We start from the raw sequence: 25,970 nt of genomic DNA on the forward strand, positions 1-25,970 counted from the left end.
TCAGCACAAGCACACCGGCCATGATCCGGTTCCGCGTCTTAGGGTCCACCCCCCGACCCTAACGCGCGCCGCTCACGCCACCGCGGCCACCGGTACGCCCTCGCGGGGGACGAACTGCACGTGCCGCTCCCCGCGCCGCAGATCCACCTTGAGCCGGAGGTTGGCGGCCCGGGCCAGCATCAGCCCCACCAGCACGGCGGCACCGGCGCAGATCAGGCCGCCCAGCATGAAGCTCACCCGCACCCCGTACTGGTCGGCGAGCCAGCCGAACAGCGGCCCGCCCAGCGGTGTCCCCCCGGTGAAGACCATGAAGTAGAGGGACATCACCCGTCCCCGCATCTCGGGGTCGGTCGCCATCTGCACGGAGGAGTTGGCGGTCACGTTGGTCGTGATGCCGAGGACGCCGAGGATCACGATGAGCGGGGCGAACAGCCAGACCCCGGGCGCGAACGCGGCCAGGACCTCCAGCACGCCGAACCCGATCGCGGCGCCCACCAGCACCCGCAGCCGCGCCGACCGCCGCCGCGCGGCGAGCAGCGCCCCGGCCAGCGAGCCGATCGCCATCAGGGTGTTGAACATGCCGTACTGCCCGACCCCGCCGTGGAACACGTCGTCGGCGAACGCGCTCAGCCAGATCGGGAAGTTGAACCCGAAGGTGCCCACGAACCCGACGAGCACGATCGGCCAGATCAGCTCGGGATGCTTGGACACGTAGTTCAGGCCCTCCTTGAGCTGCCCCTTGCCGCGCGGGGTCCGCTTGATCTCGTGCAGCTCGCGGGTGCGCATCAGCAGCAGGCCGGTGAGCGGCGCGAGGAACGACAGGCCGTTGGCGAGGAAGGCCCAGCCGGGCCCGACGGCGGCGGTCAGCGCGGACGCGACGGCGGGGCCGATGAGCCGGGCGGACTGGAAGTTCGCCGAGTTCAGCGAGACGGCGTTGCGGACCTGGTCGGGGCCGACCAGCTCGGACACGAACGACTGCCGCGACGGGTTGTCGACGACCGTCACGAGTCCGGTGAAGAAGGCGGCGGCGTAGACGTGCCAGACCTGCACCTGGCCGGACAGGGTCAGGACGGCCAGGAACAGACCCGACAGGCTCATCGCGCCCTGGGTGCAGAACAGCAGGTTGCGCCGCTTGAAGCGGTCGGCGATCACTCCGCCGTACAGCCCGAAGAGCAGCATCGGCAGGAACTGCATCGCCGTGGTGACACCGACGGCGGCGGACGAGCCGGTCAGGGAGAGCACCAGCCAGTCCTGGGTGATGCGGGCCATCCAGGTGCCGGTGTTGGAGATGACGGCCCCGGTCGCGAACAGCCGGTAGTTGCGCACGCGCAGACTGGCGAACATCGAGGGCTTGCCCCCGGACGCGGGGAGAGTAGGGGTAGGTGCGGGGGCGGAGTCTGCTCCGGATCCCGTACTCAAAGTGGGTTCGCCTCCTCGGCGGTCGGCTCAGCGGCAGGTCGGTGACGGCGACGGCTGTGCGGACGGGGTTGGGGTGCGGTCGGTCACAGGTGGGCCAGCTTCTCCAGGACGGGCGCGGCCTCGCGGAGTTTGGCCCATTCGTCCTCGTCCAGGCCGTCGACCAGGTTCGCCAGCCACGCGTTCCGCTTGCGGCGGGACTCCAGGAGCATGGTCTCGGCCTGCTCGGTGGAGGTGACGACCTTCTGCCGGCGGTCCTCGGGATGAGGTTCGAGCCGGACCAGCCCCTTGGCCTCCAGGAGCGCGACGATGCGGGTCATCGACGGCGGCTGCACGTGCTCCTTGCGGGCCAGCTCACCCGGGGTGGCGGAGCCGCATCCGGCGAGGGTGCCGAGCACCGACATCTCGGTGGGGCTCAGCGATTCGTCGACCCGCTGGTGCTTGAGTCGGCGTGACAGGCGCATCACGGCGGAGCGCAGGGAGTTCACGGCGGCGGCATCGTCGCCATGGGAGAGGTCCGGCATGTTCGTTAGCGTAACTCATTACTGTGTCTAACTACCACCGGGGGCCCCTCTTCTGCCCGTGATCCCCACCACGCACGCACAGAACCGCGCACGCACAGGACCACGCACGCACGGGCCGGGAAACCTCACGTCACTCAAACGAGTGAGGCATCTCCGAAAAGCGACACGCCCGGGCGCGGCGCCCCGCGACGCTGTCGGCATGGGATCGACAGTGCTCAGCCTGCGGATGGACGGTGAGCTGCTCGACCGGCTCAAGGGCCACGCCGCCAAAAGAGGAATGAGCGTCCAGGACTATGTGGTCCGGACGCTCATTCGGGACGACTTCGACGAACGCTTCAAGACGTCCGTCGAGGAGACGGAGAGGTTCTACGGGGCGGCCTGAGCCGCCCCGCGACACCGGTTCACGCTCAGGTCAGGCCGAGCGCCGGCATCAGGTAGTAGAAGGCGAAGACGGCCGAGACGGCGTACATCGCGACCGGCACCTCCTTGGCCCGGCCCGCGACCACGCGCAGCAGGGTGAAGGCGATGAAGCCCATCCCGATGCCGTTGGTGATCGAGTACGTGAACGGCATCATCAGCATCGTGATGAAGGCCGGGATGGCGACCGTCCAGTCGTCCCAGTCGATCGCGCGGATGCCGCCCGACAGGATCAGGAAGCCCACCGCGAGCAGCGCGGGGGTGGCCGCCTGGGACGGGACCATCGTGGCGATCGGCGTGAGGAACAGCGCGACCGCGAAGAGCGCACCGGTGACGACGTTGGCCAGACCCGTGCGGGCGCCCTCACCGACACCGGCCGTGGACTCCACGAAGCAGGTGGTGGCGGAGGAGGACGAGGCGCCGCCGGCGGCGACCGCGATGCCGTCGATGAAGAGCACCTTGTTCATGCCCGGCATCTGACCCTTCTCGTCGGTCAGGTGCGCCTCGTCGCTGATGCCCATGATCGTGCCCATGGCGTCGAAGAAGCAGGACAGCAGCACGGTGAAGACGAAGAGGACACCGGTGAGGATGCCGACCTTGTCGAAGCCGCCGAACAGACTGACCTTGCCGACGAGCCCGAAGTCGGGGGTGGCGACCGGGTTGCCGGGCCACTTGGGCGTGGTCAGGCCCCAGGACGGGACCTTCGCGACGGCGTTGACGATCACCGCGGCGACGGTCATGACGACGATCGAGATCAGGATCGCGCCCGGCACCTTGCGCACCAGCAGCGCCAGGGTGAGCAGCACGCCGATCACGAAGACGAGGACCGGCCACCCGTTCAGGTGACCGTCGGCGCCCAGCTGGAGCGGGACGGTGGTGTGCGCGGCGTCCGGGATGCGGCTGACGAAGCCGGAGTCCACGAGCCCGATCAGCATGATGAAGAGGCCGATGCCGATCGCGATGCCCTTCCGCAGGCTGAGCGGCACGGCGTTCATGACGCGCTCGCGCAGACCGGTGGCGACCAGGATCATCACCACGAAGCCGGCGAGGACGACCATGCCCATCGCGTCCGGCCACGACATGCGCGGGGCGAGCTGCAACGCGACGACGGTGTTCACGCCGAGACCGGCCGCGAGCGCGATCGGCACGTTGCCGATGACGCCCATCAGCAGGGTGGTGAACGCGGCGGTCAGCGCGGTCGCGGTGACCAGCTGGCCGTTGTCGAGCTGGTGCCCGTACATGTCCTTCGCGCTGCCCAGGATGATCGGGTTCAGCACGATGATGTAGGCCATCGCGAAGAACGTGGCGAGGCCACCACGGATCTCACGGGGAACGGTCGAGCCACGCTCGGAGATCTTGAAGTAGCGGTCGAGCCCGTTCTTCGGGGGCTGCGGCGGCTGCTCGTTGACATCGACCGGGGTGGTGGCCGAAGTGGACATGGATGACCTCAGCGGTGTTCAGCGGTGCCCAGGGGGCAGGAATGTGATCGATTCTGGCCGTCGCGGGATCACCAACGGGTTTCCCCGAGGTTTCGATTGGTGTTTCGTACGAACAGAAGTAGCCAGTCTCAGGCTGTTTCAGTATGAACATATGAAGCGAAATTCGCTATCTCCGCGCGTAGACCCTTGCCGGGCGGGGGCGGTGGGGGGTTTCGCTCGGGTCGTTAAGCTGTCCCCATGGCGAAGTGGACACCCAAGCACGAGGCGCCGGAACCCCTGGAGGGTCCGGTCGTCGCCACCATCACGGGCGGCACGATCCTGTGGTTCGTCCTCTTCCTGGTGCAGCTGCCGTTCTACGGCTGGTTCGACGATCACGGTCACACGTGGTGGGTCTGGACCTGCCTGGCCGGGGCCGGGCTCGGGCTCATCGGCATCTGGTACGTGCGCGGTCGCGACGCCGCCCTCAAACGAGCCGCGTCCGCCCCCACCCCGGACTGACCCCTCGCCGCCACTCGGGCGCGCCCCCCGAAGCCGGGCCACACACCTCCCCCCCCCCCAGCGAACCTCTTCCCGCCCGCTTCCCCACACCCCGGCGCCCTCTTCCCACACAGTCCCCCGCCCGCGGCCCGGTGGGACGTCTCGCGCAGTTCCCCGCGCCCCTGGGCAGTTTCTCGTCCGCGGCCCGGTGGGGCTTCTCGCGCAGTTCCCCGCGCCCCTGAGGCATGCGCTACGCGCAGCCTCCCCCAGAGGCTGCGCTCCGCGCGCCTCCACGGAGGGCGGGACGGTGGCACGCCTCCCGTGAGAAGCAGGACGATGGCGCGCCTCTCCTGATGAGATGCCGCACGCAGTGCGCATCTCAGGGGCGCGGGGAACTGCGCGACCAGCCACGACGGCGGCGCACCCGAAAACCCACCCAGGGGCGCGGGGAACTGCGCGACCAGCCACCACGAGAGCCGCACCCGAAAACCCACCCAGGGGCGCGGGGAACTGCGCGACCAGCCACCACCCACCCGCACACGACCACCCCCCCCAGACGCCCCCCACCCCCGAAGCCGGATCTTCACCCCGTCGAGGGGTGAACCCCCCGATCCCCCCGTAACGTCGGAGACATGACGCACATCGACGCGGGGCCCGAGCTAGACCCTGTGCACCCGGTCCCCCTGCCGTCACGCGCGACGGGCCTGACCGGCGCCGAGGTCGAGGAGCGCAGAAGGCGCGGCGAGGTCAACGACGTCCCGTTGCGCAGCTCCCGCTCGCTGAGCGAGATCGTCCGGGCCAACGTCTTCACCCGGTTCAACGCGATCATCGGTGTGCTCTGGCTGATCATGCTCGCCGTCGCCCCGTTCCAGGACAGCCTCTTCGGCTACGTGATCCTGGCCAACACCGGCATCGGCATCTTCCAGGAGTGGCGGGCGAAGAAGACCCTCGACTCCCTCGCGGTGATCGGCGAGGCCAAGCCCACGGTCCGCCGCGACGGCGTCGCCACCCCCGTCTCCACCTCCGAGATCGTCCTCGGCGACCTCATCGAGATCGGCCCCGGCGACAAGATCGTCGTGGACGGCGAGTGCGCCGAGGCCGACGGCCTGGAGATCGACGAGTCGCTGCTGACCGGCGAGGCCGACCCGGTCGTGAAGCGGTCGGGCGACCCGGTGATGTCGGGCTCGTTCGTGGTCGCGGGCGGCGGCGCGTTCACGGCGACGAAGGTGGGCCGCGAGGCGTACGCGGCGCAGCTGGCCGAGGAGGCGAGCCGCTTCACGCTCGTCCAGTCCGAGCTGCGCAGCGGCATCTCCACCATCCTCAAGTACGTGCAGTGGATGATGATCCCGACGGCGATCGGCCTGGTCATCAGCCAGTTGGTGGTCAAGGAGCACGGTTTCAAGGACTCCGTCGCGCGCACCGTGGGCGGCATCGTCCCCATGGTCCCCGAAGGGCTCGTGCTGCTGACCTCGGTGGCCTTCGCGATCGGCGTCATCCGGCTCGGCCGGAAACAGTGCCTGGTCCAGGAGCTGCCGGCCATCGAGGGCCTGGCCCGCGTCGACACGGTCTGCCTGGACAAGACGGGCACGCTCACCGAGGGCGGCATGGACGTCTCGGAGCTGCGCCCGCTGGCCGGCTCGGCCTTCGGCGAGGAGTACGTCGCCCAGGTGCTCGGCGCGCTCGGCGCGTCCGACCCGCGCCCGAACGCCTCCCTCCAGGCGGTCGTCGACGCCTACCCGCCGGCCGAGGAGTGGCGCTGCACGGAGGCGCTGCCCTTCTCGTCGGCCCGCAAGTACAGCGGCGCCGCCTTCAGCGAGGGCGACGGGACGTCCAGCGCGTGGCTGCTCGGCGCGCCCGACGTGCTGCTGCCGCAGGGCGACCCGGCGCTCGCGGAGATCGACGGGCTGAACCGGCAGGGGCTGCGGGTCCTGCTGCTCGCCCGCGTCGGCGAGGGCCACGACGGCCTCGCCGACCCGGCGGTGCGGGACGGCGCCGAACCGGCCGCCCTCGTCGTCCTGGAGCAGCGGCTGCGCCCGGACGCCGCCGACACCCTGCGCTACTTCGCCGAGCAGGACGTCAGGGCGAAGGTCATCTCCGGGGACAACGCGGTGTCGGTCGGCGCCGTGGCCGCCAAGCTGGACCTGCCCGGGGCGCAGGACACGGTCGACGCCCGTACCCTGCCGGCCGAGCGGGACGCGATGGCGGACGCGCTGGACGAGAGCACGGTGTTCGGCCGGGTCACCCCGCAGCAGAAGCGGGACATGGTCGCGGCGCTCCAGTCGCACGGGCACACGGTGGCGATGACGGGCGACGGGGTGAACGACGTGCTGGCCCTCAAGGACGCCGACATCGGCGTGTCCATGGGCTCGGGCTCCGAGGCGACCCGGGCCGTCGCGCAGATCGTGCTGCTCGACAACAGCTTCGCCACGCTGCCGTCGGTGGTCGCCGAGGGCCGCCGGGTCATCGGCAACATCACCCGGGTGGCGACGCTGTTCCTGGTCAAGACGGTCTACTCGGTGCTGCTCGCGCTGCTCGTGGTCTGCTTCCAGGTCGAGTACCCGTTCCTGCCCCGGCACCTGACGCTGTTGTCGACGCTGACGATCGGCGTCCCCGCGTTCTTCCTCGCGCTCGCGCCGAACAAGGAGCGGGCCAGGCCGCACTTCGTGCGACGCGTGATGCGGTACGCGATTCCGGGCGGCGCCGTCGCCGGGATCGCGACGTTCGTGATGTACATGGTGGCCCGGCACCACTACGCGGGCTCCGACGCGCTGAACGCCGAGACCAGCGCCGCCACGCTGACCCTGTTCCTGATCTCGATGTGGGTGCTGGCGATCATCGCCCGCCCCTACACCTGGTGGCGGATCTGCCTGGTGGCGGCGATGGGTCTCGGGTTCCTGCTGGTCCTGGTCGTGCCGTGGCTCCAGGACTTCTTCGCCCTGAAGCTGGTCGGCGACGTGATGCCGTGGACCGCGGTGGGTGTCTCGGTGGTGGCGGCGGCCGTCCTGGAACTCCTGTGGAGGTGGGTCGGCCGCCGCTTCCCCGTCTAGCGTCCGGTCAGCGGACGTCGACGAAGTCGCTGGTGGACGTCACGGCCGGGGTCGTGGACGTACCGGCGAACTTGTAGCGGAAGTAGCCGTCGGCGGACGCCTTGACGGTGGTCTTCAGGTTGCCCTTGGAGTCCGAGGTGACCGTCTTCACCGTGCTGTAGGTGCTGGAGGTCTTCTTGCGGAACTGGAGGGTGACCTTCTGCTGGGTGTAGCCCGCGTACTTGCTGGTGTCCCAGTTGGCGCGGGACAGCAGGCCGGTGGCGGTGAGGGTCTTGCCCTTCTTGATGGGCTCCGGCGCGGCGTTGGTGGTGAGCTTCGCGTAGCGCTTGGTGCTGTACGTCTTGGCGTTCTCGCGGATGGTGTAGTCGGCGTCCTTGGCCTGCGCGCCGACCCACACCTTCCAGGATCCGGCGTCCGTGTTGTACAGCCACAGCGGGTCGACCGTGAAGTTCAGGGTGCAGGTGGACGTGGTGGCGTTCACCGTCTTGCAGGTGGTGGCGGTGCCGTCGATGTCCTCGTTCGGCACGGCGCCGATGTTGGAGGAGTCCAGGTCGCTGCCGTGGTAGACGATCGCGGCACCGGAGGTGTTGTTGATGCCGGAGTCGTCGGTGGCGGTGAAGGTGATCTTGAACTTCGCCTTGGCGGAGGTGCCGAGGACGACGTCCTTGCCGCCGTTGACCACGATCTTCGAGATGGCGGTGTCGCCGTACTGCTCGTCGTCGACGGAGCTCGCGGCGAACGTGCTGGCGCGCGGAGCGGCGTGCGCGGCCTTGAAGCCGGCGGTCACCTTGGCGGCGGCGGCGCTCGGCGAGTTGTCGGCGGCCTGGGCGGCCGGGACGACGATCGCGGTGAGAGCCAGGGCGCCGGAGACCGTCACGGCGGCCGCGGTGGCACGAATGCGCATGTGTTCCCCACAGTGGAGAAGGGGGCCCGCGGTGCGAATGCCGTCACGCGGGGTCCCAAGAGGTCTAGGAGTCTGTTGACTCGCTAGTGAGACGTCGGGACCCCGCGAGAAGTTGCACGCTGTATGAAGATTCTGTAAGTGATCCAGATTACATTCGGCCGGTGATCCCGCACAGAATCTCCACAGGCCGGTGCGGGCCGGGCGGCGTCAGTCGAACCAGCGGTCCCGGGCCAGTTCGGCGGTGCGGGACGGGTCCTCCAGCAGGGCCGCCACCTCGAAGCGGCGCGGCCACTGCCCGGCCGCCCACGCCAGTCCGGCGGCGACCCCCTCCAGGGTCGCCGCGTGCACGGTCCCGTCGGCGGTGCGCCGCCAGTCGGCCTCGGCCCCGGCGACGTACAGCTCCTCGTACTCCAGGTACGAGACCGGGGTCGCGGCCCCGAGCAGGGTGCGCACGGAGTCGGGCACGGGGTGCTCGGCGGCGCCGGTGCCGGTCGGCTCGGCGTCGACGGCCTCGCTCAGCCGGCGCACCTGGAGCAGCTCGGCGAGGTCGGCCGCCCGCGCCGGGGCGACCGGCAGCAGCGGCAGGCCGGCGGCGAGCGGGATCAGGTCGGGCGCGTCGGCGACCAGCGCGTCGGCGGCGTCGACCACGACGACCGCGCCGTCCCGCACGGCCCGCAACTCGTCCGGCAGCGTCACCTGTTCGGGGTCGAGGTCGGCCAGCCTGCCGTAGAGGGCGTGCAGCTGCGCGGGCCGGACCGGCCGGTCCGGGTCGGCGAGCCGGTCGAGGAGTTCGGCGGCGCCGCCCGGCTCGTCGAGGAGGGCGGCGGCGGAGGTGCGCACCCCGAGGGCGCGCAGCACCTGCTCGTCCTCGAATCCGGCGGCGTCCACCGGCTCGTACAGCCCGTCGAGCAGCGGGTCGCCGCCCGCGGCGCGCAGTCCCGCGGGGCGGCGGCCGTCGAGCACCGGGTGGCCGCGCAGCCACCAGGCCGTGTACGGGCGGACGAGTTCGTGCGTGCCGTCGGGCAGCAGGACCCGGACGGGCTGGGTGAGGGCGTCGCGCAGGGGCGGCTGCGCGAGCAGCGCGAGCGCCTGCGGCCAGCGGTCCTCGTCGACCAGGTCCAGGTCCCGTACGGCGACGAGTTCGGTGGCGACCGGCGGCACCGGCGAGTCGGGCAGCCGGTCGAGGACGTCCTCGCACCACACGTCGACGGCGTCGAGCAGCCCCGGGTCGTCGGGTTCGGGGTAGTCGGCGTCGCGCGGGTCCAGCTCGTCGGGGTCGAGGACCACGTCACCGGCGCGGACGAGGGCGAACGTGCCGAGCACGCCGCAGGCGCCCAGCGGCCGCGCTCCCCAGCGCTCCGCCAAGGCGTCGTCCACGTAGGGCAGTTCACCCGCACGGAGGACCCCGGCGAGGGGGCTGCCGGGCAGGATCAGCTCGGCGGCCGGGGTGAGCTCGCCGTCCTCGTCGGGCAGCGCGAGCGCGCCGAGCCAGGGTTCGTCACCGGCGTCGAGGTGCGCGTCCCGGACCAGGGCGAGCACGACGTCGGCCAGCTCGTCGGCGCCCGGTGCGGCGTCGTCGTCCCAGGCGGGTTCGGCGTCGAGGGAGGCGGCGACGGCCGCGCGGACCTGCGGGGTGGTGAGGACCGCGCGGGGCGTGGCGGGCAGCGCGCCCAGCTTCTCCAGGAGCGGGTGGGTGGCGTCCGGGTGGGCGACCTTCAGGCCGAGCCGGGCCAGCGCGGCACCGCGGTCGCCGGCCGGGTCGCCGGCCTCGGCGGTGGGCAGCAGCACCTGGCGCGGGCCGAGGGCGGTGCGGCCCCCGGCGAGCGGCACGGGCAGGCCGGTGAGCCGGTCCGGGTCGACGCCGGCCAGCGACTCGTAGAGCCGCCGCCACCAGCCGGGCTCCTTCTCCAGGCCGGCGAGCCGGTCGACGGCCTCGGTCAGCGGCAGCCGGGCGACGCCGAGGGTGCGCAGTTCGGTACGGCGTTCGAGACCGGCCGGCAGCAGGCTCGGCAGCACGTCGGCGAGGACCCGCACGGTGTCGGCGCCCGCCCCTTCGACGACCTCGGCGTCCCGGGGCCTGAGGGCCTCGGGACGGTCCTCGCCGGGTTCCAGGACGGGCGGCAGGAAGGGGGTGCGGGGCAGCCGCTCCAGGATCGCGGCGCGCAGCGCGCCGTCCAGCTCGCTCCTGCCGAGCGGGCCGGGCACCAGGTCCAGGATGCCGGGGCCCACCGGGCGCCAGCCTTCGAGCAGTTCGGCGTAGGCGTCGGCGGCGCGCTGCACGAGGTGGTCGGTGAGCGGGCCGGGCGCGACGTGCCGGCGGGTGGTGTCCAGCGGGAAGGAGCCGATGAGCAGCGCGGGCACGCCCAGCGGCTCGTCGCTGGGTGTCGGCGCGTGCAGCACGGGGGCGCTGACGGGCCGTCGGGGGGCGCCGTCGTCGTCCACGGGCACGGCCCAGGTGACGGACCAGTGCGGGCGCAGCCGCTCCTCGACGGGCCGGTCGGCGAGCAGCGCGGCGTCCAGCGGGCCCTGGTGGCCGACGGTGCGCCAGCGCAGCGCGGCGGGCTCCCGGGCGTCGTCGGTGATGACGGTGTGGGGGGTGGTGGCGTCCGGCGCGGTGCGGCGCAGGGTGCGGGTGCCGGCGTCGGTGGTGACGGTGACCTCGGCGAGGCCGGGCAGGGCCAGCAGCAGCGTGTCGTCGATCTCGTCGAGCAGGGCGGCGGCGAGCGCCTCGGCCGCCGGGTCCCGCAGCGGCAGCACCACGACGGTGTCGTACGGGGCCGGGGCCTGGCCCTCGGCCGCGAAGGGCAGCCGGAGCAGCGGGACGTGGCCGTCGCGGCGGCGCAGTTCGTCGCCGAGCGCGGGGCTGTTCAGGGCGGTGTCGGCGGCGGCGATCCTGGCCTCCGCAAGGGACCAGCGGACGCCGCCGGTGCGGCCGAGGACGGCGGGTTCGTCGGAGACGGCGAGGACCGCGGCGAAGCCGACGCCGAACCGGCCGACGGCGCCCGCGGCGCCGCCCCGCCCGTCGTCCCGCTTGGCCGAGGCGCGCAGCGTGGACAGGGATTCGACGCCGGTGGCGTCGAGGGGGGTGCCGGTGTTCGCGGCGGCGAGGACGCCGTCCTTCAGGGTGAGGGCGAGGCGGCCCTCGGTGTGCGCGCGGGCGGCGGCGTCCGCCGCGTTCTGGGCGAGTTCGACGACCAGGCGGTCGCGGTAGCCGCCCAGGGCGAGGTCCTCCTCGGCGTTGGCGTCCTCCCGGAAGCGGGCGGCGCTGGCCGCCCAGGCGTCCAGCACGCCCCGCCGCAGTCTGGCGGTGCCGAACGGGTCGATGCCCTCCGGCGCGGGTTCGCTGACGCTCACGGGTGCACTCCTCTGGCCGGCTGCAACGATCGGCCGAACGGTATCGCGGCTCACCCGCCGCTCTCCGTCCGCGGCCCGGTGGGGCCTCCCGCGGACGGCGGCGCACCGCGCGCCGGAGGCTAGGAGTGGCCCAGGTCGTCGAGGGTGGCGTCCGCGGCGACGGAGCCGGCGTCGGACTCCGGCCGCAGGGCGAGGACGTCGACCACGGTCTCGTCGATCACCGGCTCGGCGGGCCGCGGCGGCGTCGGCATGACGGCCGCCTCGGAGTGCCCGCCGCATCCGTACGACAGCGAGACGACGCGCCCGTCGGCCGGTGAGAACTCGTTGGCGCACACGCCGAACGCCTGCCCGAGCGACCCTCCGATCGAGCAGAGGAACCCGCACGAGACACAGGTCGCCGGGGCGGCCTGCGCCATCGGGGTCTTCGCGCCGAAGGAATCCTCCCAGCGGTCGGCCGCGACGTGCAGCCCGTACCGGGACAGCACCCGGGCCCGCCGCATCCCCAGCTCCTCGGCGACCGAGGCGATCGACCCGCGGGAGGGCACGACCGGCAGGTCGCCGACCGGCCCGGCGGTGATCTCGGCGTCCTCGGCCTCGACCAGCTCGGCCATCTCCGCGGAGACCGGCGAGTTCGGCGCCGGCCCGTCCTCGCCGGAGAAGCCGGGCTCCAGCCGCAGGTCGTCGGACTCGGTGGGCAGCAGGTCGCCGGGACCGAGGTCGCCGGGGCGCAGCCGCTCGCTCCACGGCACCCACTCGGGTGCCAGCAGGGAGTCGGGGCCGGGCAGCAGCACGACCTCGTCGAGGGTGACGTACTTGGCGCGGGAGGCGCGGGCCACCGTGACGGCCCAGCGCCAGCCCCGGTAGCCGAAGTCCTTGCACTCGAAGAGGTGCGTGACGACACGGTCGCCCTCGACGACCATGTCCACGTGCTCGCCGACCACTCCCGGCGCGGCGGCCTCCTCGGCCGCGGACCGGGCGATGTCGACCGCCTCGGCGCACAGGCGGTCGGGGGTGCGGCTTCGCGTTGTCGCTGCGCTCACAGGTATCGCTTCTCTCCTACGCCGTCTCACGGGTGCGCCGTCCGGTGGGCGGGAGCGCGGACGGAGCGGACCTGAGGGCCGCGTCGACGTCCGCGCCCGACGTTCCGGGCGCACCTACGCCATCCATTCTGCGGGATGACCGAGAGGCGCGCGGCCGAGAACAACCGCCGCGGGCGCGCTACGCACGCTACCTCCTTCCACGCCCTGCGCCCACACCGACGTCCGGGCCGCGCCCGATGCGGAACCAGACCCGGATGCGCATATCGGCACTTGTAAGCCCGTTCAGGGGGCACTATGGCTGGGTGGCTGCCGCAAGGTCGTCGTCCGGTGCGACACGGTACGAGTACAGCGATGCGGGCCCGGTGCGCGGGGCCGTCCGCAAGGTCGGCCGTGCCCTGAGACTGCCGTTCACGGGCACCGCGCGCGGTATTCGGAAGGCGACACACGCGCACGGCGCGGGCGAGTCGGGCCTCGGAAAACTCATCGAACTCCATGCCGTGAACGGCGCGGGCGACGTGATGATCACGGTCGCGCTGGCCTCGACGGTGTTCTTCTCGGTGCCGACGGACGAGGCGCGCGGCCGGGTGGCCCTGTATCTGGCGATCACCATGGCGCCGTTCACCCTCCTGGCCCCCGTGATCGGCCCGCTGCTCGACCGGCTGCCGCACGGGCGGCGCGCCGCGATGGCCGGATCGATGCTGGCGCGGGCCCTGCTCGCCCTGGTGCTGTCCAGCGCCGTGGTGGGCGGGAACCTCCAGCTGTATCCGGCGGCGCTGGGCGTGCTGGTCGCGTCGAAGGCGTACGGCGTGGTGCGCTCGGCGGTCGTGCCCCGGCTGCTGCCACCCCGCTTCTCGCTGGTGAAGGCCAATTCCCGGGTCACCCTCGCGGGGCTGCTCGCCACCGGCGTGGCGGCGCCGGTCGGGGCCGGGTTGCAGGCGATCGGGCCGCGCTGGCCGCTGTTCGGGGCGTTCGTGCTCTACGTCTCCGGGATGTTCCTGTCGTTCTCGATGCCGCGCACGGTCGACTCGGCGAAGGGCGAGAGCAGGGCGCTGCTGGCCGCCGACGAGAACCATCTGCACGGGCCCGTACGCCGGCAGGAGCGGCAGCGCAGGCCCGGGCTGCGCACGGTCGGGCCCGCCGTCACGCACGCCCTGGGGGCGAACGCGTCGCTGAAGTGCCTGTCCGGCTTCCTGATCTTCTTCCTCGCGTTCCTGCTCCGCGAGCATCCGATGACCGGGCAGAGCGCGGCCGTCTCGCTCGGCATCGTCGGGGTGTCGGCCGGGGCCGGGAACGCGCTGGGGACGGCCGTCGGGGCCTGGCTCAAGGCGCGGGCGCCCGAGGTCATCATCGTGACGGTGGTGGCCGTCGTGCTCGGGGTGGCGGTGCTGTCGGCCGTGTTCTTCGGGGCCGTGATGACGGCGTGTCTGGCGGCGGTGGCCGGGTTCGCGCAGGCGCTGTCGAAGCTGTCGCTGGACGCGACGATCCAGCGGGATGTGCCGGAGGCGGTGCGGACGTCCGCTTTTGCCCGGTCCGAGACGTTGTTGCAGGTCGCGTGGGTCGTGGGCGGGGCCATCGGGATCGCGTTGCCGTTGGTCGGGGTGCTGGGCATGTCGGTGGCTGCCGCCATCGTGGGTGTCGGCTGGCTGACCACGGTCCGCGGCCTCCTCTCCGCATCCCACTCCCCGACCCCCACCTCCCCGGCCCACATCACCTGACCCCACCCCGCCCCGCACAGCTCTCCGCCTACGGGCGGACGCCGACTGGTCGCGCAGTCCTTCGCCTGCGGGCGGACGCCGACTGGCCGCGCAGTTCCCCGCGCCCCCGGGGTCGCATGTCGTCCGCGGCCCGGTGGAGCTTCTCGCGCAGTTCCCCGCGCCCCTGGGTCGCACGTCGTCCGCGGCCCGGTGGAGCTTCTCGCGCAGTTCCCCGCGCCCCTGGGTCGCATGTCGTCCGCGGCCCGGTGGGGCTTCTCGCGCAGTTCCCCGCGCCCCTGGGTCGCACGTCGTCCGCGGCCCGGTGGAGCTTCTCGCGCAGTTCCCCGCGCCCCTGGGTCGCACGTCGTCCGCGGCCCGGTGGGGCTTCTCGCGCAGTTCCCCGCGCCCCTGAGGCATGCGCTACGCGCAGCCTCCCCCAGAGGCTGCGCTCCGCGCGCCTCTCCCCAGGAGGCGGGACGATGGCGCGTCTCCCCTGAGAAGCGGGACGATGGCGCGCCTCTCCTGATGAGATGCCGCACGCAGTGCGCATCTCAGGGGCGCGGGGAACTGCGCGACCAGCCACGACCGTGGCGCACCCGAAAGACCACCCAGGGGCGCGGGGAACTGCGCGACCAGCCGTGACGGTGGCGCGCCCGGAAGAGCAACCCAGGTCCACCGGGGGCCGGCCGGGTGGCAGGCGGGCGTGTCGGCAGGTGTGCCGACCACGCCGACACACGCCCCACCCCGAGCGGCAGCGAACCCGCCAGATAGCCTTCCGCCATGACCTCCCAGCGTTTCGCCGCGCGCCACCGCCGCGCCCTGGCCGCCGTCGGTGCCGTCGGCGCCGGACTGCTCGTCCTCTCCGCCTGCGACAAGCCGACCCCGCTGGCCACCGTCACGGTGGACCGCAGCACGGTGAACTCCGAGGCCAGCTGCTACAACGACGGCAAGTCCCTCAAGCCTTCCTCCCTCCAGGCCTGCCTGAAGGACAAGGACGCCAAGACGATCAAGGTCGACCCCGACGCGACGGTCCGCTTCGGCGTCGACCCCGAGGTCGCGGACAAGGGCTGGACGATCCTGATGAACGGTCAGGCCCTGACCGACTCCAGCAAGAAGACCTACCGCACGGTCCCGGGCAACGTGTTCTTCAACCAGCAGTACGGCGCCACCGGCTCGGCCACCACGGTCACCATCCTGGAGGGCGGCAACTCCAAGGCGTACGGCCTGTGGTCGTTCAAGCTCAAGAAGGACTCCTGACGGACACCGCGCACGTCCTCGTGGCCACCGCCGTCCCCGCGGAACGGGACGCGGTGGCACGAGGGCTGCACGGCGACGGCCCGGCGCCCGCCGGAGCGCCGGTCGACGTCGTGGCGGTGGGCGTGGGCCCGGCGGCCGCGGCGGCCGGCACCGCCACCGCCCTGACGAGGGCGGCGCTCGCCGGCCACCCGTACACGCTGGTCGTCTCGGCCGGCATCGGCGGCGCCTTCTCGGCGTCGCCCGGCGCGGTCCTGGTCGCCGACGCGATCACGGCGGCCGACCTCGGCGCCGAGACCCCCGAGGGCTTCGTGCCGGTCACCGATCTCGGCTTCGGCACCGTCACCCACCGTCCGCCGGCTTCCCTCGTACGAGACCTCGCCGCCCGCACCGGCGCGACCGTCGGCACCGTGCTGACCGTGTCCACGGTGACCGGCACCGCCGACCGCGCGGCCCTGCTGGCCCAGCGCCACCCCGGCGCCGTCGCCGAGGCGATGGAGGGGTTCGGCGTCGCCGAGGCCGCCGCCGCGCACGGCGTGGCCGTGGCCGAGATACGCACCGTCTCCAACGCCGTCGGGCCCCGCGACCGCGCCGCCTGGCGCATCGGGGACGCGCTCGCGGCGCTCACCGACGCGTTCGGGAAGGCGGCGCCCGTACTGGAGAGTTGGAAGAACACATGACGGAACACAGCACCGCCCCGACGCGCATCGCCTTCTCGCCCTGCCCGAACGACACGTTCGTCTTCGACGCCTGGGCCCACGGCCGCGTCCCCGGCGCCCCCGCGCTGGACGTGACCTTCGCGGACATCGACATCACCAACGGCGTCGCCGAGCGCCGCGACCCCGCGTTCGACCTCCTGAAGGTCTCGTACGCGGTCCTGCCCTACGTCCTCGACGACTACGCGCTGCTGCCGTGCGGCGGCGCCCTCGGGCGCGGCTGCGGGCCGCTGGTCCTCACCCGCGAGGCGGGTGTGGACCTCTCCGGCAAGCGCGTCGCCGTGCCCAGCGAGACCTCGACCGCGTACCTGCTCTTCCGGCTGTGGGCGGCCGACACGGTGCCCGGCGGGGTCGGCGAGATCGTCGTGATGCCGTTCCACGAGATCATGCCCGCCGTGCGCGACGGGAAGATCGACGCCGGGCTCGTCATCCACGAGGCCCGCTTCACCTACCAGAACTACGGCCTGCACAAGCTGGCCGACATGGGCGAGCACTGGGAGGCCACGACCGGCCTGCCGATCCCGCTCGGCGCGATCATCGCCCGCCGCTCGCTGGGCGCCGAGACCCTGCGCGCCTACGCGGACGCCGTGCGCACCTCCGTACAGCTGGCCTGGGCGGCGCCCGAGGCGTCGCGGCCGTACGTCATGGAGCACGCGCAGGAGATGGACCCGGCCGTCGCCGACCAGCACATCGGGCTGTACGTCAACGAGTTCACCGCCGATCTCGGCGAGGACGGCTACGCGGCGATCCGCGGGCTGCTCACCCGGGCCGCCGCCGAGGGCCTGGTCCCCGCGCTCGCCCCGGACGCGCTCGCGTTCCCCTGACCGAGAGGCCGAGAGATCCGGGGGCCGCGGGAATTGACCCGGGTTTTCGGGCCCTCAATGCACCATGCGGCGGGTCTTTGCGCGCCGTAGATTCGTGGATGTCAGCACAGGACGCCACAGAAGAGGGTGCGGAACATGAGCACGATCGCCGTCGCGGGGGCCACCGGAACGGTCGGAGCGAAGATCACCGCCCGGCTCACGGCGGCCGGCCACACCGTGGTCCCGGTCTCCCGCTCCACCGGGGTCGACCTGCACACCGGTGCCGGGCTGAAGGAGGCGCTCGCCGGGGCGGACGCGGTGATCGACGCCTCGAACGCGTTCCCGGCCGACCCGGCCGCCGATGTGGTCGCCGCCGTGGCCGGGGCCACCCGGCTGCTGCTCGACACGGCCCGCGCGCAGGGGGTGCCGCGGTTCGTCCTGGTCTCCATCTGCAACATCGAGAACCCGGTCTTCGACCGGAACCCGTACTACGTCGCCAAGCGGGAGCAGGAGCGGGCGGTGGCCGCGAGCGGGCTGCGCGGGACGGTCGTGAAGACGACCCAGTGGCACGAGTTCGCGACCAATCCGGCGGCCGTGGCCTTCGGCGACGACGAGGTGACCGTCGGGGACTGGCTGGTCCAGCCGGTCGCCGCCGATGCCGTGGCCGAGGTGGTGGCCGACCTCGTCGTCGCCGACGACGCGCCGCAGGTGGTGGAGCTGTCGGGGCCCGAGACGGTCCGGCTGCCCGAGCTGACGGCCCGCCTGCTGGCGGCGCGCGGCGACGACCGCCCGGTGCGGACCGTCCCCGCCGAGATCCCGGAACTCGCCGAGGGCGTCCAGCTGGCCCCCGCCACGGCCCGCGTCATCGGCCCGTCGGTCGCGCAGTGGCTCCGGGGCGAAGCCGGCTGACCGGGCGTTCGGCGGCGAGGAGTCCGCCCCGGGAGGGCGCGGGCGGGGTCAGACGTCCAGCTGGTCGGCGACGGCCCGCAGCAGGCCGGCGATCTTCTTGCCCGCCGCCTTGTCGGGGTACCGTCCCCGCTCCAGCATCGGCGTGATGTTCTCCAGAACCGTCGTCAGGTCCTGCACGATCGAGGCGAGTTCGTCCGGCTTGCGGCGCTGGGCGGCCGCCACCGACGGCGTCGGATCGAGGATCGTCACCGAGAGCGCCTGGTCACCGCGCTGCCCGGCCACCACCCCGAACTCGACCCGCTGACCGGGCTTGAGAGCGTCGACGCCGGCCGGAAGTACGGAGGAGTGCACGAAGACGTCGCCGCCGTCGTCGCGGGAGAGGAAGCCGAAGCCCTTCTCGCTGTTGAACCACTTGACCTTGCCGGTAGGCACGTGAAGTCCTCGTCCTCGTACTAGAAAGAACAGCTCTGGACAGCTCTGGACAGCAATACAGCGGGCCGAGACCGGCCCGCCGCCACCTAGACTATGGGCCCTCCTGGGCTGGGAACTACCCTGGCTGGGTGCGTGACAAAACCCAACTCAATTCCCGGGCGGCCGAGACCGGCCCCGGCGACGGCCTCGTGAAAGCGGGCGGCGTCGTCTTCGTCGTGGGGGCGATCGCCACCCTGGCCACGATGGCCCCGCTGTTCCTCGGCACCGATCCGTTCCCGCCCGTCGCCTACGCGGTGTGCATGCTGATGGGCGTCGGCTTCCTGCTGGCCGCGGCCGGCGTGCTGCGCGGCATCGCCGTCCAGCGGCGTCAGGCGCGCTCCGCCACGTAACCGGCCAGCCACGCGGGGAACGCGGTGAGGTCCGCGAGGATCACGTCCGCGCCCGCCGCGCGCAGCTCGTCGGCGTCGCACGGGCCGGTCGGCACCGCCACCGACAGGGCCCGCGCGGTGCGTGCGCCGCGTACGTCACCGACGTGGTCGCCGACGTAGACGCTCGCGCCGTGCGTGCGCAGCGCCTCGCCCTTGCCCTCGGCCCACAGGTCGCCGACGACGGCGTCCGCGTCGATGCCGAGGTGGGCCAGGTGCAGCTTGGCGTTGGGCTCGTACTTGGCCGTGACGACGATCGCCCGGCCGCCCGCCGCGTGCACGGCGGCCATCGTCTCGTGGACGCCCGCCATCGGCAGCGTCGGCTCGATGCCGTACGTGGGATACATCTCGCGGTAGAGGTCGGTCATGGCCGGAATCCGCTCCGCGGGGAACCAGTTCGCCATCTCGTCCGTGAGCGGCGGGCCGAGCCGGGTGACGACGAGGTCCGCGTCGATGTACGTGCCCGTCCGCTCGGCCAGGGCCACCCAGGTCGCGCGGATCCCGGGGCGCGAGTCGATGAGCGTCATGTCGAGGTCGAAGCCGACGACGGGACCGGCGGTGGCGGGGTGCAGGGGTTCTGTGAGGGCAGCCATGGGCGCCATTGTGCCCGGGCATACGATGACCTCGCACAACCCGTACTTAGCTAAGCCTTACCAAGCCGGAGAGCACGCCCATGCCCGTCAGACCCGGTGCCGTCGGCGCCGCCAGGGTGGGCGCGGTCGTGGCCGCCGTCGTCGCCCTCGCGCTCGCGGTGCTGCTCAGCCTCGCGGTGGGCGCCCGCGCGATCGCGCCGTCCGCCGTGTTCGACGCCCTGCTGCACGGCGGGCACAGCGACGCCGCCGAGGTGGTCCGGGGCCTGCGGGTGCCGCGCACCGTGGTCGGCGTGCTGGTCGGCGCGGCCCTCGCGCTGGCCGGAACCGTGTTCCAGGGCATCACCCGCAACCCCATCGCCGACCCCGGCATCCTCGGCATCAGCCAGGGCGCCTCGGTCGGCGTCGTGCTCGCCCTCGCCTATCTGGGCATCCACACACTGACCGGATACGTGTGGTTCGCGTTCGCCGGGGCCGGGATCGCGGCCGTCGCCGTGTACGCGATCGCCGCGTCCGGGCGGGGCGGCGCGACCCCGGTGAAGCTCGCGCTCGGCGGCGCCGCGATCAACGCGCTGCTGGTGTCCGTGACGACGGCCGTCCTGACGACGAAGGCGTCCGCGCTGGACGAGTTCCGGTTCTGGCAGGTCGGTTCGCTGTCCGGCCGGGACGCCGCGCTCATCGGCCAGATCTGGCCGTTCCTGCTGGTGGGCGTGGTGCTGGTGCTGTCCGTGGCGCGCGGGCTCGACGCGCTCGCGCTCGGCGAGGACGTGGCGAAGGGGCTCGGGCAGCGGGTGGCGACCGTGCGGATCGTGGGCGGGCTCGGCGCGACCGTGCTGACCGGGGTGGGCGTGGCGGCCGCCGGGCCGATCGCGTTCATCGGGCTCGCCGTGCCGCACATCGCGCGCGCCGTGGTCGGCCCGGACCACCGCTGGCTGCTGCCGATGGCCGCGCTCGTCGGACCCGTGATGCTGCTGGTCGCGGACACGGTCGGCCGGATCGTCTTCCCGCCGAGCGAGGTGCCGGCCGGGGTGATGACCGCGCTGCTCGGGGTGCCGTTCCTGGTGACGCTGGTCCGCCGGAAGGCGGTGCCCGCGTGAGCGCGGTGAAGGAGGCACGGCGGGTGCGGCCCGCCGGGTACGCCGTGCTGCGGGCGGGCCGCACCCGGTTCCTGGTGCACCGCCGGGCGAGCGTCGTGGCGGCGGTCTGCGCCGTGCTGCTGGCCGCCGCCTGCGTGGCCTATCTGTGCGTCGGCGAGACGTTCGTCGGTCCCGCCGAGGTCTTCCGGGTCGTCACCGGCCGCCCGTCGCCGGACGAGCTGGTCGTGGGCACGCTGCGCGAGCCGCGCATGGTCGTCGGGCTGCTGGTCGGCGCCGCGTTCGGGATCGCGGGCGCGCTGATCCAGACGGTCGCCCGCAACCCCCTGGCCAGCCCCGACATCATCGGCATCAGCCAGGGCGCGAGCGCGGTGACGGTCGCCGCGATGACGTTCGGCCTGACCGGTGACGCGTATCTGCCGTACGTGTCCGTGGCCGGCGGGGTCGTCGCCGCCGCGCTCGTCTACGTCTTCGCCTGGCGGGGCGGGCTGCACGCCACCCGGTTCGTGCTCATCGGCATCGGCTTCGCGATCGCCCTGCGCTCGGTGACGACCCTGTTCATGACCAAGGGCGACTACCTCGTCGCCCAGCAGGCCCAGATCTGGATGACGGGCTCCCTCAACGGGCGCGGCTGGGCGGAGGCGCGCCCGCTGGCCTGGGCGCTGCTCGTCCTGCTGCCCTGCGTCGCCTGGGCGGCCCGCGCGCAGCGCACCGTCTCCCTCGACGACGACACCGCGACCGCGCTCGGGGTGCGGCTGGGGCGGGTCCGGCTCGGGCTCGTCGCGCTGGGGGTGGTGCTGGCGTCGCTGGCCACCGGGGCGGCCGGGCCGGTCGACTTCGTGGCGCTGCTCGCTCCGCAGATCGCCCGGCGCGTGACCCGCACGGCACAGATCCCGCTGGTGACGTCCGCCCTGCTCGGCGCGGTGATCGTGGTGGTCGGGGACCTGCTGGCGCGCCGCCTGTTCTCCCCGACCGAGCTGCCGGTGGGCGTGCTGACGGCGGCCGTCGGCGCGCCGTACCTGATCTGGCTGATCGTCCGCGGCCGTGCTGTCCGCACGAGTTCCGCCCGTTCCGGAGATACCGCATGAGCCGGCTGACCGCCAGCGACCTGACGCTCGCCTACGACGACCGCGAGGTCGTGCACGGGCTCGATCTCGCCGTTCCCGACGGGCAGGTCACGGTCATCGTGGGGCCCAACGCGTGCGGCAAGTCGACGACGCTGCGGGCGCTCGGGCGGCTGTTGCGGCCGGCCGGCGGGTCGGTGCTGCTCGACGGGCGGGCCCTCGCCGAGCAGCCCACGAAGAAGATCGCCCAGCAGATCGGGCTGCTCCCGCAGACGCCGGTCGCGCCCGAGGCGATCACCGTCGGGGATCTGGTGTCCCGGGGGCGGCAGCCGCATCAGCACTGGTGGCAGCAGTGGTCCGACGCCGACGAACGCGCTGTGACCGAGGCCATGGAGCGCACCGATGTCGCCGCGCTCGCCGATCGCAGCGTCGACGAGTTGTCCGGCGGGCAGCGTCAGCGCGTCTGGATCGCCATGGCGCTCGCCCAGGAGACCGACATCCTGCTCCTGGACGAGCCGACGACGTATCTCGACATCGCGCACCAGGTCGAGGTCCTCGATCTGGTGCGGCAGTTGAACCACGACAAGGGGCGTACGGTCGCGGTCGTCCTCCATGATCTGAACCAGGCCGCGCGCTATGCCGATCATCTGGTGGCGATGAAGGCGGGCCGCATCGTCGCCGAAGGGCCGCCGGACCAGGTCATCACGCCCGCGCTGATGAAAGAGGTCTTCGGCCTGACCTGCGTCATCCTCCCCGACCCGATAACGGGTTCCCCCCTGATCATCCCCGGCCCCCCGTGGCACCCCCCAACCCCGCACCCCTAGGCCGTCTGTCACGCGCGCCACCACCGTGGCTGGCCGCGCAGTTCCCCGCGCCCCTGGCCCGCCTGTCACGCGCGCCACCGTGGTGGCTGGCCGCGCAGTTCCCCGCGCCCCTAGGTCGTTCTTCACGCGCGCCACCGTCGTGGCTGGCCGCGCAGTTCCCCGCGCCCCTAGGTCGTTCTTCACGCGCGCCACCGCCGTGGCTGGTCGCGCAGTTCCCCGCGCCCCTGAGATGCGCACTTCGTGCGCCATCTCATCAAGAGAGGCACCCCACCGCCCCGCTCCCCAGGAGAGGCACACCACCGCCCCGCCTCCACCGGGGAGAGGCGCACCACCAACCCGCCCTCCCAGGAGAGGCGCCCCACCGCCCCGCCCCTCCGTGAAGGCGCCCCACCGACCCGCCCCTCCGTGGAGGCGCGCGGAGCGCAGCCTCTGGGGGAGGCTGCGCGTCAGCGCGTGCCTCAGGGGCGCGGGGAACTGCGCGAGAAGCCCCACCGGGCCGCGGACGAGGAACTGCCCAGGGGCGCGGGGAACTGCGCGAGACGCGGCCACCGGCCCGCGCACGACGTACCACCCAGGGGCGCGGGGAACTGCGCGGCCAGCCACGACGGGGGCGCAGCCGGGAGACGGCCCAGGCTCGCGGGGTGCATAGGATCGCTCGGCGTGAGCGTTCGTACTCGTAGCGTGGCCTGTTATCTGCTTCCCGTCGCCTCGGCGGCAGCCCTGATCGTCCTCTGCGCCACCCAGCACACCCCGATGTCCGACACCCTGGTCTACCGCGCGGAGGGCACCGCCGCGGCGACCGGCGGCCGGCACCTCTACGACTTCACCGTGACGAGGTGGCGGCTCCCCGCCACCTACCCCCCGTTCGCGGCGCTGCTCTTCATCCCCACCACCTGGCTCCCCCTCCCGGCCCTGAAGGCCACCTTCCTCCTGGCCAACATCACCCTCACCGCCCTCCTCGTCCACCTCTCCTGGCACCGCCTGGCCGGCCTCCCGCCCCGCGCCCCCGCCCTCTGCACGGCGACCGCCCTGGCCCTCTGGCTCGAACCCGTCTTCCAGACCGCCGTGTTCGGGCAGATCAACCTCGCCCTGGCCTGCCTGATCCTCTGGGACCTGACCCGCGGGCCCGGCGCCCCCGCCAAGGGCCTCGCGCTCGGCGTCGCGGCGGGCGTGAAACTGACCCCGGCGCTCTTCATCGCGTACCTGTACCTGACGGGGAGGCGCCGCGAGGCCGCGCACGCGACCGCCGGATTCCTCGGCACCGCGGCCGTCGGCTGGCTCGTGCTGCCGTCCGCGAGCACAGAGTTCTGGACCCGCCGGCTCTACGAGACGGGGCGGGTCGGCAAGGCGTGGATCGTGGACAACCAGTCGCTCCAGGGCCTCGTCGCGCGCACCCTGCACACCCCGGAGCCGGGCCTGCTCTGGATGCTCCCGGCGCTTCTCGTGGCGGTCGCCGGACTGTACGCGGCGACCCGCCTGCCCGCCCCGCACGGCATCGTCGTCACGGCCGTCACGGCGCTGCTCGTCTCCCCGGTCAGCTGGTCCCACCACTGGGTGTGGTGCGTGCCGCTGCTCGCCCTGCTGTGGGCGCGCGGGCGGCACCGTACGGCTGTGGCGGTGGCCTGCGTCTTCACCGCCCGCACGATGTGGCTGCTGCCGCACCGGGGCGACCTGGACCTGGCGCTGCCGTGGTGGCAGCAGCCGCTCGCGGCGCCCTATCCGCTGCTCGGGCTGGTCCTGATCGCCGTGTGGGGTCAGCTCCCGGCGAGGAGTTCGTCGGCGTCGACGATCCGGTACGCGTAACCCTGCTCGGCGAGGAAGCGCTGGCGGTGCGCGGCGAAGTCCTGGTCGATGGTGTCGCGGGCGACGACCGAGTAGAAGCGGGCCTCGTGCCCGTCCGCCTTCGGCCGCAGCACCCGGCCGAGGCGCTGCGCCTCCTCCTGCCGCGAGCCGAAGGTGCCCGACACCTGGATCGCGACCGTGGCCTCCGGCAGGTCGATGGAGAAGTTCGCGACCTTGGACACCACCAGCACGCTGATCTCGCCCTCGCGGAACGCGTCGAAGAGTTTCTCCCGCACGGCGTTCGTCGTCTCGCCCTTGATGACGGGGGCGTCCAGGTGGGCGCCGAGCTCGTCGAGCTGGTCGATGTACTGGCCGATGACCAGGGTCTGCTCGCCGGCGTGCTTCTTCACCAGCGCCTCGGTCACCTTGCGCTTGGTGGCCGTCGTCGCGCAGAACCGGTACTTCTCCTCGGCCTCGGCGGTGGCGTACGCGAGCCGCTCGGAGTCGGTGAGGTTGACCCGGACCTCGACGCAGTCGGCGGGCGCGATGTAGCCCTGCGCCTCGATCTCCTTCCACGGCGCGTCGAACCGCTTCGGCCCGATCAGCGAGAACACGTCCGACTCGCGGCCGTCCTCCCGCACGAGCGTGGCGGTGAGCCCGAGCCGGCGGCGCGCCTGGAGGTCGGCGGTGAACTTGAAGACGGGCGCGGGCAGCAGGTGCACCTCGTCGTACACGACGAGTCCCCAGTCGCGGGAGTCGAACAGCTCCAGGTGCGGGTACACACCCTTCCGCTTGGTGGTGAGCACCTGGTAGGTGGCGATGGTGACCGGCCGGATCTCCTTCTTGGTGCCGCTGTACTCGCCGATCTCGTCCTCGGTGAGCGAGGTCCGCTTCACCAGTTCGTGCTTCCACTGGCGGGCCGAGACGGTGTTCGTGACGAGGATCAGGGTGGTCGCCTTGGCCTCGGCCATCGCACCGGCGCCGACCAGCGTCTTCCCGGCGCCGCAGGGCAGCACGACGACCCCGGAGCCGCCGTGCCAGAAGTTCTCGACGGCCTGCTTCTGGTACGGGCGCAGGGCCCAGCCGTCCTCGGCCAGCTCGATCGCGTGCGCCTCGCCGTCGACGTACCCGGCGAGGTCCTCGGCCGGCCAGCCCAGCTTCAGCAGCGTCTGCTTGATCTGGCCGCGCTCGGAGGGGTGCACGGCCACGGTGTCGGCGTCGATCCGGGCGCCGACCAGCGGCTGGACCCGCTTCGAGCGCAGGATCTCCTCCAGGACCGGGCGGTCGGTGCTGGTCAGGACGAGGCCGTGGGCGGGATGCTTGCTGAGCGTCAGCCGGCCGTAGCGGTCCATGGTCTCGGCGATGTCGACGAGCAGCGCGTGCGGCACCGGGTACCGGCTGTACTGCACGAGCGCGTCCACGACCTGCTCCGCGTCGTGGCCGGCGGCCCGCGCGTTCCACAGGCCGAGCGGCGTCAGCCGGTAGGTGTGGATGTGCTCCGGGGCCCGCTCCAGTTCGGCGAACGGGGCGATCGCACGGCGGCAGTCGTCGGCCTGCTCGTGGTCGACCTCCAGGAGCAGCGTCTTGTCCGACTGGACAATGAGTGGACCGTTCATGCGCGGCACCCCTTTCCGTCCGGCCGCTGCACCACCTGCATCCGGCCAAACGTCCAGTGTGCCTCATCGCCGTGTCCGCCCGACGTGATCCGGACCGGAGTCGACGCGGGCGGGGTGCCCGACCGGCCGGGGCGGGCCCGCGGCGCTCC

At 72.8% G+C, this 25,970-nt stretch carries 22 protein-coding genes; 13 read left to right on the top strand and 9 right to left on the bottom strand.

Going from position 1 to position 25,970, the window contains the following annotated elements; genetic code table 11:
• Positions 1-72: 72 nt before the first annotated feature.
• Both ACIP5K_RS04740 and ACIP5K_RS04745 read right to left on the bottom strand, forming a co-directional pair.
• A complete protein-coding gene (locus tag ACIP5K_RS04740; protein ID WP_401404898.1) occupies positions 73-1,419 on the bottom strand; it encodes an MFS transporter in 1,347 nt (448 codons plus the stop codon).
• Positions 1,420-1,502: 83 nt separating this feature from the next.
• Positions 1,503-1,940, bottom strand: coding sequence for a MarR family winged helix-turn-helix transcriptional regulator (locus tag ACIP5K_RS04745; RefSeq protein ID WP_111665353.1), 438 nt, complete (start codon positions 1,938-1,940; stop codon positions 1,503-1,505).
• A 199-nt stretch (positions 1,941-2,139) separates the two neighbouring features.
• Between ACIP5K_RS04745 and ACIP5K_RS04750 the strand changes: the two genes are divergently transcribed.
• A complete protein-coding gene (locus ACIP5K_RS04750) occupies positions 2,140-2,322 on the top strand; it encodes a ribbon-helix-helix protein, CopG family (protein ID WP_401404899.1) in 183 nt (60 codons plus the stop codon).
• Positions 2,323-2,347: 25 nt separating this feature from the next.
• Here ACIP5K_RS04750 and ACIP5K_RS04755 read toward each other — a convergent pair whose 3' ends face one another.
• The gene (locus tag ACIP5K_RS04755; protein WP_401404900.1) at positions 2,348-3,796 is read right to left on the bottom strand and encodes an NCS2 family permease; all 1,449 of its coding nucleotides are present in this window, start codon (positions 3,794-3,796) and stop codon (positions 2,348-2,350) included.
• 237 nt (positions 3,797-4,033) lie between these two features.
• Here ACIP5K_RS04755 and ACIP5K_RS04760 point away from each other — a divergent pair, with 237 nt between their 5' ends.
• Both ACIP5K_RS04760 and ACIP5K_RS04765 read left to right on the top strand, forming a co-directional pair.
• On the top strand, positions 4,034-4,294 hold the full coding sequence (locus ACIP5K_RS04760) for a DUF2530 domain-containing protein (RefSeq protein ID WP_401404902.1): 261 nt from the start codon (positions 4,034-4,036) through the stop codon (positions 4,292-4,294).
• 611 nt (positions 4,295-4,905) lie between these two features.
• Positions 4,906-7,320: an HAD-IC family P-type ATPase gene (locus ACIP5K_RS04765; protein ID WP_401404904.1), complete on the top strand. Its 2,415-nt coding sequence runs from the start codon at positions 4,906-4,908 to the stop codon at positions 7,318-7,320.
• Between the two features lie 7 nt (positions 7,321-7,327).
• Here ACIP5K_RS04765 and ACIP5K_RS04770 read toward each other — a convergent pair whose 3' ends face one another.
• The 3 genes from ACIP5K_RS04770 to ACIP5K_RS04780 all read right to left on the bottom strand — a co-directional run bounded on the left by ACIP5K_RS04770 (position 7,328) and on the right by ACIP5K_RS04780 (position 12,618).
• Positions 7,328-8,224: a DUF5707 domain-containing protein gene (locus ACIP5K_RS04770; protein WP_401404906.1), complete on the bottom strand. Its 897-nt coding sequence runs from the start codon at positions 8,222-8,224 to the stop codon at positions 7,328-7,330.
• Positions 8,225-8,431: 207 nt separating this feature from the next.
• Positions 8,432-11,578, bottom strand: a complete 3,147-nt coding sequence (locus ACIP5K_RS04775; protein WP_401404908.1) for a sacsin N-terminal ATP-binding-like domain-containing protein — start codon at positions 11,576-11,578, stop codon at positions 8,432-8,434.
• A gap of 119 nt (positions 11,579-11,697) precedes the next feature.
• Complete coding sequence (locus tag ACIP5K_RS04780; protein WP_401404909.1) at positions 11,698-12,618, bottom strand: DUF3027 domain-containing protein; 921 nt, start codon at positions 12,616-12,618, stop codon at positions 11,698-11,700.
• Between the two features lie 362 nt (positions 12,619-12,980).
• Between ACIP5K_RS04780 and ACIP5K_RS04785 the strand changes: the two genes are divergently transcribed.
• From ACIP5K_RS04785 to ACIP5K_RS04805, 5 genes are all read left to right on the top strand, one after another.
• Positions 12,981-14,333 carry an MFS transporter gene (locus ACIP5K_RS04785; RefSeq protein ID WP_401405283.1) on the top strand — a complete coding sequence of 451 codons (1,353 nt, stop codon included), beginning with the start codon at positions 12,981-12,983 and terminating at the stop codon, positions 14,331-14,333.
• A 759-nt stretch (positions 14,334-15,092) separates the two neighbouring features.
• Complete coding sequence (locus tag ACIP5K_RS04790; RefSeq protein ID WP_401404911.1) at positions 15,093-15,569, top strand: DUF2771 domain-containing protein; 477 nt, start codon at positions 15,093-15,095, stop codon at positions 15,567-15,569.
• The gene (locus tag ACIP5K_RS04795) at positions 15,539-16,246 is read left to right on the top strand and encodes a futalosine hydrolase (RefSeq protein WP_401404912.1); all 708 of its coding nucleotides are present in this window, start codon (positions 15,539-15,541) and stop codon (positions 16,244-16,246) included. The genes ACIP5K_RS04790 and ACIP5K_RS04795 overlap by 31 nt, the downstream gene beginning before the upstream one ends.
• Positions 16,243-17,106: a 1,4-dihydroxy-6-naphthoate synthase gene (locus tag ACIP5K_RS04800; protein WP_401404914.1), complete on the top strand. Its 864-nt coding sequence runs from the start codon at positions 16,243-16,245 to the stop codon at positions 17,104-17,106. The genes ACIP5K_RS04795 and ACIP5K_RS04800 overlap by 4 nt, the downstream gene beginning before the upstream one ends.
• Positions 17,107-17,241: 135 nt before the next feature.
• The gene (locus ACIP5K_RS04805) at positions 17,242-17,994 is read left to right on the top strand and encodes an SDR family oxidoreductase (protein ID WP_401404916.1); all 753 of its coding nucleotides are present in this window, start codon (positions 17,242-17,244) and stop codon (positions 17,992-17,994) included.
• A 48-nt stretch (positions 17,995-18,042) separates the two neighbouring features.
• Here ACIP5K_RS04805 and ACIP5K_RS04810 read toward each other — a convergent pair whose 3' ends face one another.
• On the bottom strand, positions 18,043-18,426 hold the full coding sequence (locus ACIP5K_RS04810; RefSeq protein WP_362181983.1) for a cold-shock protein: 384 nt from the start codon (positions 18,424-18,426) through the stop codon (positions 18,043-18,045).
• Positions 18,427-18,554: 128 nt separating this feature from the next.
• Here ACIP5K_RS04810 and ACIP5K_RS04815 point away from each other — a divergent pair, with 128 nt between their 5' ends.
• Positions 18,555-18,815 carry a hypothetical protein gene (locus ACIP5K_RS04815; RefSeq protein WP_401404918.1) on the top strand — a complete coding sequence of 87 codons (261 nt, stop codon included), beginning with the start codon at positions 18,555-18,557 and terminating at the stop codon, positions 18,813-18,815.
• Here ACIP5K_RS04815 and ACIP5K_RS04820 read toward each other — a convergent pair.
• Positions 18,794-19,444: an HAD family hydrolase gene (locus ACIP5K_RS04820; protein WP_401404920.1), complete on the bottom strand. Its 651-nt coding sequence runs from the start codon at positions 19,442-19,444 to the stop codon at positions 18,794-18,796. The genes ACIP5K_RS04815 and ACIP5K_RS04820 overlap by 22 nt on opposite strands.
• An 80-nt stretch (positions 19,445-19,524) precedes the next feature.
• Here ACIP5K_RS04820 and ACIP5K_RS04825 point away from each other — a divergent pair, with 80 nt between their 5' ends.
• The 4 genes from ACIP5K_RS04825 (at position 19,525) to ACIP5K_RS04840 (ending at position 24,226) form a co-directional block, all read left to right on the top strand.
• Entirely contained in the window at positions 19,525-20,538 is a 1,014-nt protein-coding gene (locus ACIP5K_RS04825; RefSeq protein ID WP_401404922.1) for a FecCD family ABC transporter permease, read from the top strand.
• Positions 20,535-21,623 carry a FecCD family ABC transporter permease gene (locus ACIP5K_RS04830; RefSeq protein WP_401404924.1) on the top strand — a complete coding sequence of 363 codons (1,089 nt, stop codon included), beginning with the start codon at positions 20,535-20,537 and terminating at the stop codon, positions 21,621-21,623. The genes ACIP5K_RS04825 and ACIP5K_RS04830 overlap by 4 nt, the downstream gene beginning before the upstream one ends.
• A complete protein-coding gene (locus ACIP5K_RS04835; protein WP_401404926.1) occupies positions 21,620-22,423 on the top strand; it encodes an ABC transporter ATP-binding protein in 804 nt (267 codons plus the stop codon). The genes ACIP5K_RS04830 and ACIP5K_RS04835 overlap by 4 nt, the downstream gene beginning before the upstream one ends.
• Positions 22,424-23,083: 660 nt before the next feature.
• Positions 23,084-24,226: a glycosyltransferase 87 family protein gene (locus tag ACIP5K_RS04840; RefSeq protein ID WP_401404928.1), complete on the top strand. Its 1,143-nt coding sequence runs from the start codon at positions 23,084-23,086 to the stop codon at positions 24,224-24,226.
• Here the strand turns inward: ACIP5K_RS04840 and ACIP5K_RS04845 are convergent.
• The gene (locus ACIP5K_RS04845) at positions 24,178-25,821 is read right to left on the bottom strand and encodes a DNA repair helicase XPB (protein WP_401404929.1); all 1,644 of its coding nucleotides are present in this window, start codon (positions 25,819-25,821) and stop codon (positions 24,178-24,180) included. The genes ACIP5K_RS04840 and ACIP5K_RS04845 overlap by 49 nt on opposite strands.
• Positions 25,822-25,970 lie beyond the last annotated feature (149 nt).

This window comes from Streptomyces sp. NPDC088785, from assembly GCF_044750685.1.
Lineage (GTDB): Bacteria > Actinomycetota > Actinomycetes > Streptomycetales > Streptomycetaceae > Streptomyces.

What these genes read in the sequence shown, in the direction of transcription:
- ACIP5K_RS04845 (WP_401404929.1), bottom strand. Translation starts at nt 25,821, where the DNA reads ATGAACGGTCCACTCATTGTCCAGTCGGACAAGACGCTGCTCCTGGAG.
- ACIP5K_RS04745 (WP_111665353.1), bottom strand. Translation starts at nt 1,940, where the DNA reads ATGCCGGACCTCTCCCATGGCGACGATGCCGCCGCCGTGAACTCCCTG.
- ACIP5K_RS04800 (WP_401404914.1), top strand. Translation starts at nt 16,243, where the DNA reads ATGACGGAACACAGCACCGCCCCGACGCGCATCGCCTTCTCGCCCTGC.
- ACIP5K_RS04825 (WP_401404922.1), top strand. Translation starts at nt 19,525, where the DNA reads ATGCCCGTCAGACCCGGTGCCGTCGGCGCCGCCAGGGTGGGCGCGGTC.
- ACIP5K_RS04750 (WP_401404899.1), top strand. Translation starts at nt 2,140, where the DNA reads ATGGGATCGACAGTGCTCAGCCTGCGGATGGACGGTGAGCTGCTCGAC.
- ACIP5K_RS04755 (WP_401404900.1), bottom strand. Translation starts at nt 3,796, where the DNA reads ATGTCCACTTCGGCCACCACCCCGGTCGATGTCAACGAGCAGCCGCCG.
- ACIP5K_RS04770 (WP_401404906.1), bottom strand. Translation starts at nt 8,224, where the DNA reads ATGCGCATTCGTGCCACCGCGGCCGCCGTGACGGTCTCCGGCGCCCTG.
- ACIP5K_RS04805 (WP_401404916.1), top strand. Translation starts at nt 17,242, where the DNA reads ATGAGCACGATCGCCGTCGCGGGGGCCACCGGAACGGTCGGAGCGAAG.
- ACIP5K_RS04790 (WP_401404911.1), top strand. Translation starts at nt 15,093, where the DNA reads ATGACCTCCCAGCGTTTCGCCGCGCGCCACCGCCGCGCCCTGGCCGCC.
- ACIP5K_RS04835 (WP_401404926.1), top strand. Translation starts at nt 21,620, where the DNA reads ATGAGCCGGCTGACCGCCAGCGACCTGACGCTCGCCTACGACGACCGC.
- ACIP5K_RS04760 (WP_401404902.1), top strand. Translation starts at nt 4,034, where the DNA reads ATGGCGAAGTGGACACCCAAGCACGAGGCGCCGGAACCCCTGGAGGGT.
- ACIP5K_RS04765 (WP_401404904.1), top strand. Translation starts at nt 4,906, where the DNA reads ATGACGCACATCGACGCGGGGCCCGAGCTAGACCCTGTGCACCCGGTC.
- ACIP5K_RS04820 (WP_401404920.1), bottom strand. Translation starts at nt 19,444, where the DNA reads ATGGCTGCCCTCACAGAACCCCTGCACCCCGCCACCGCCGGTCCCGTC.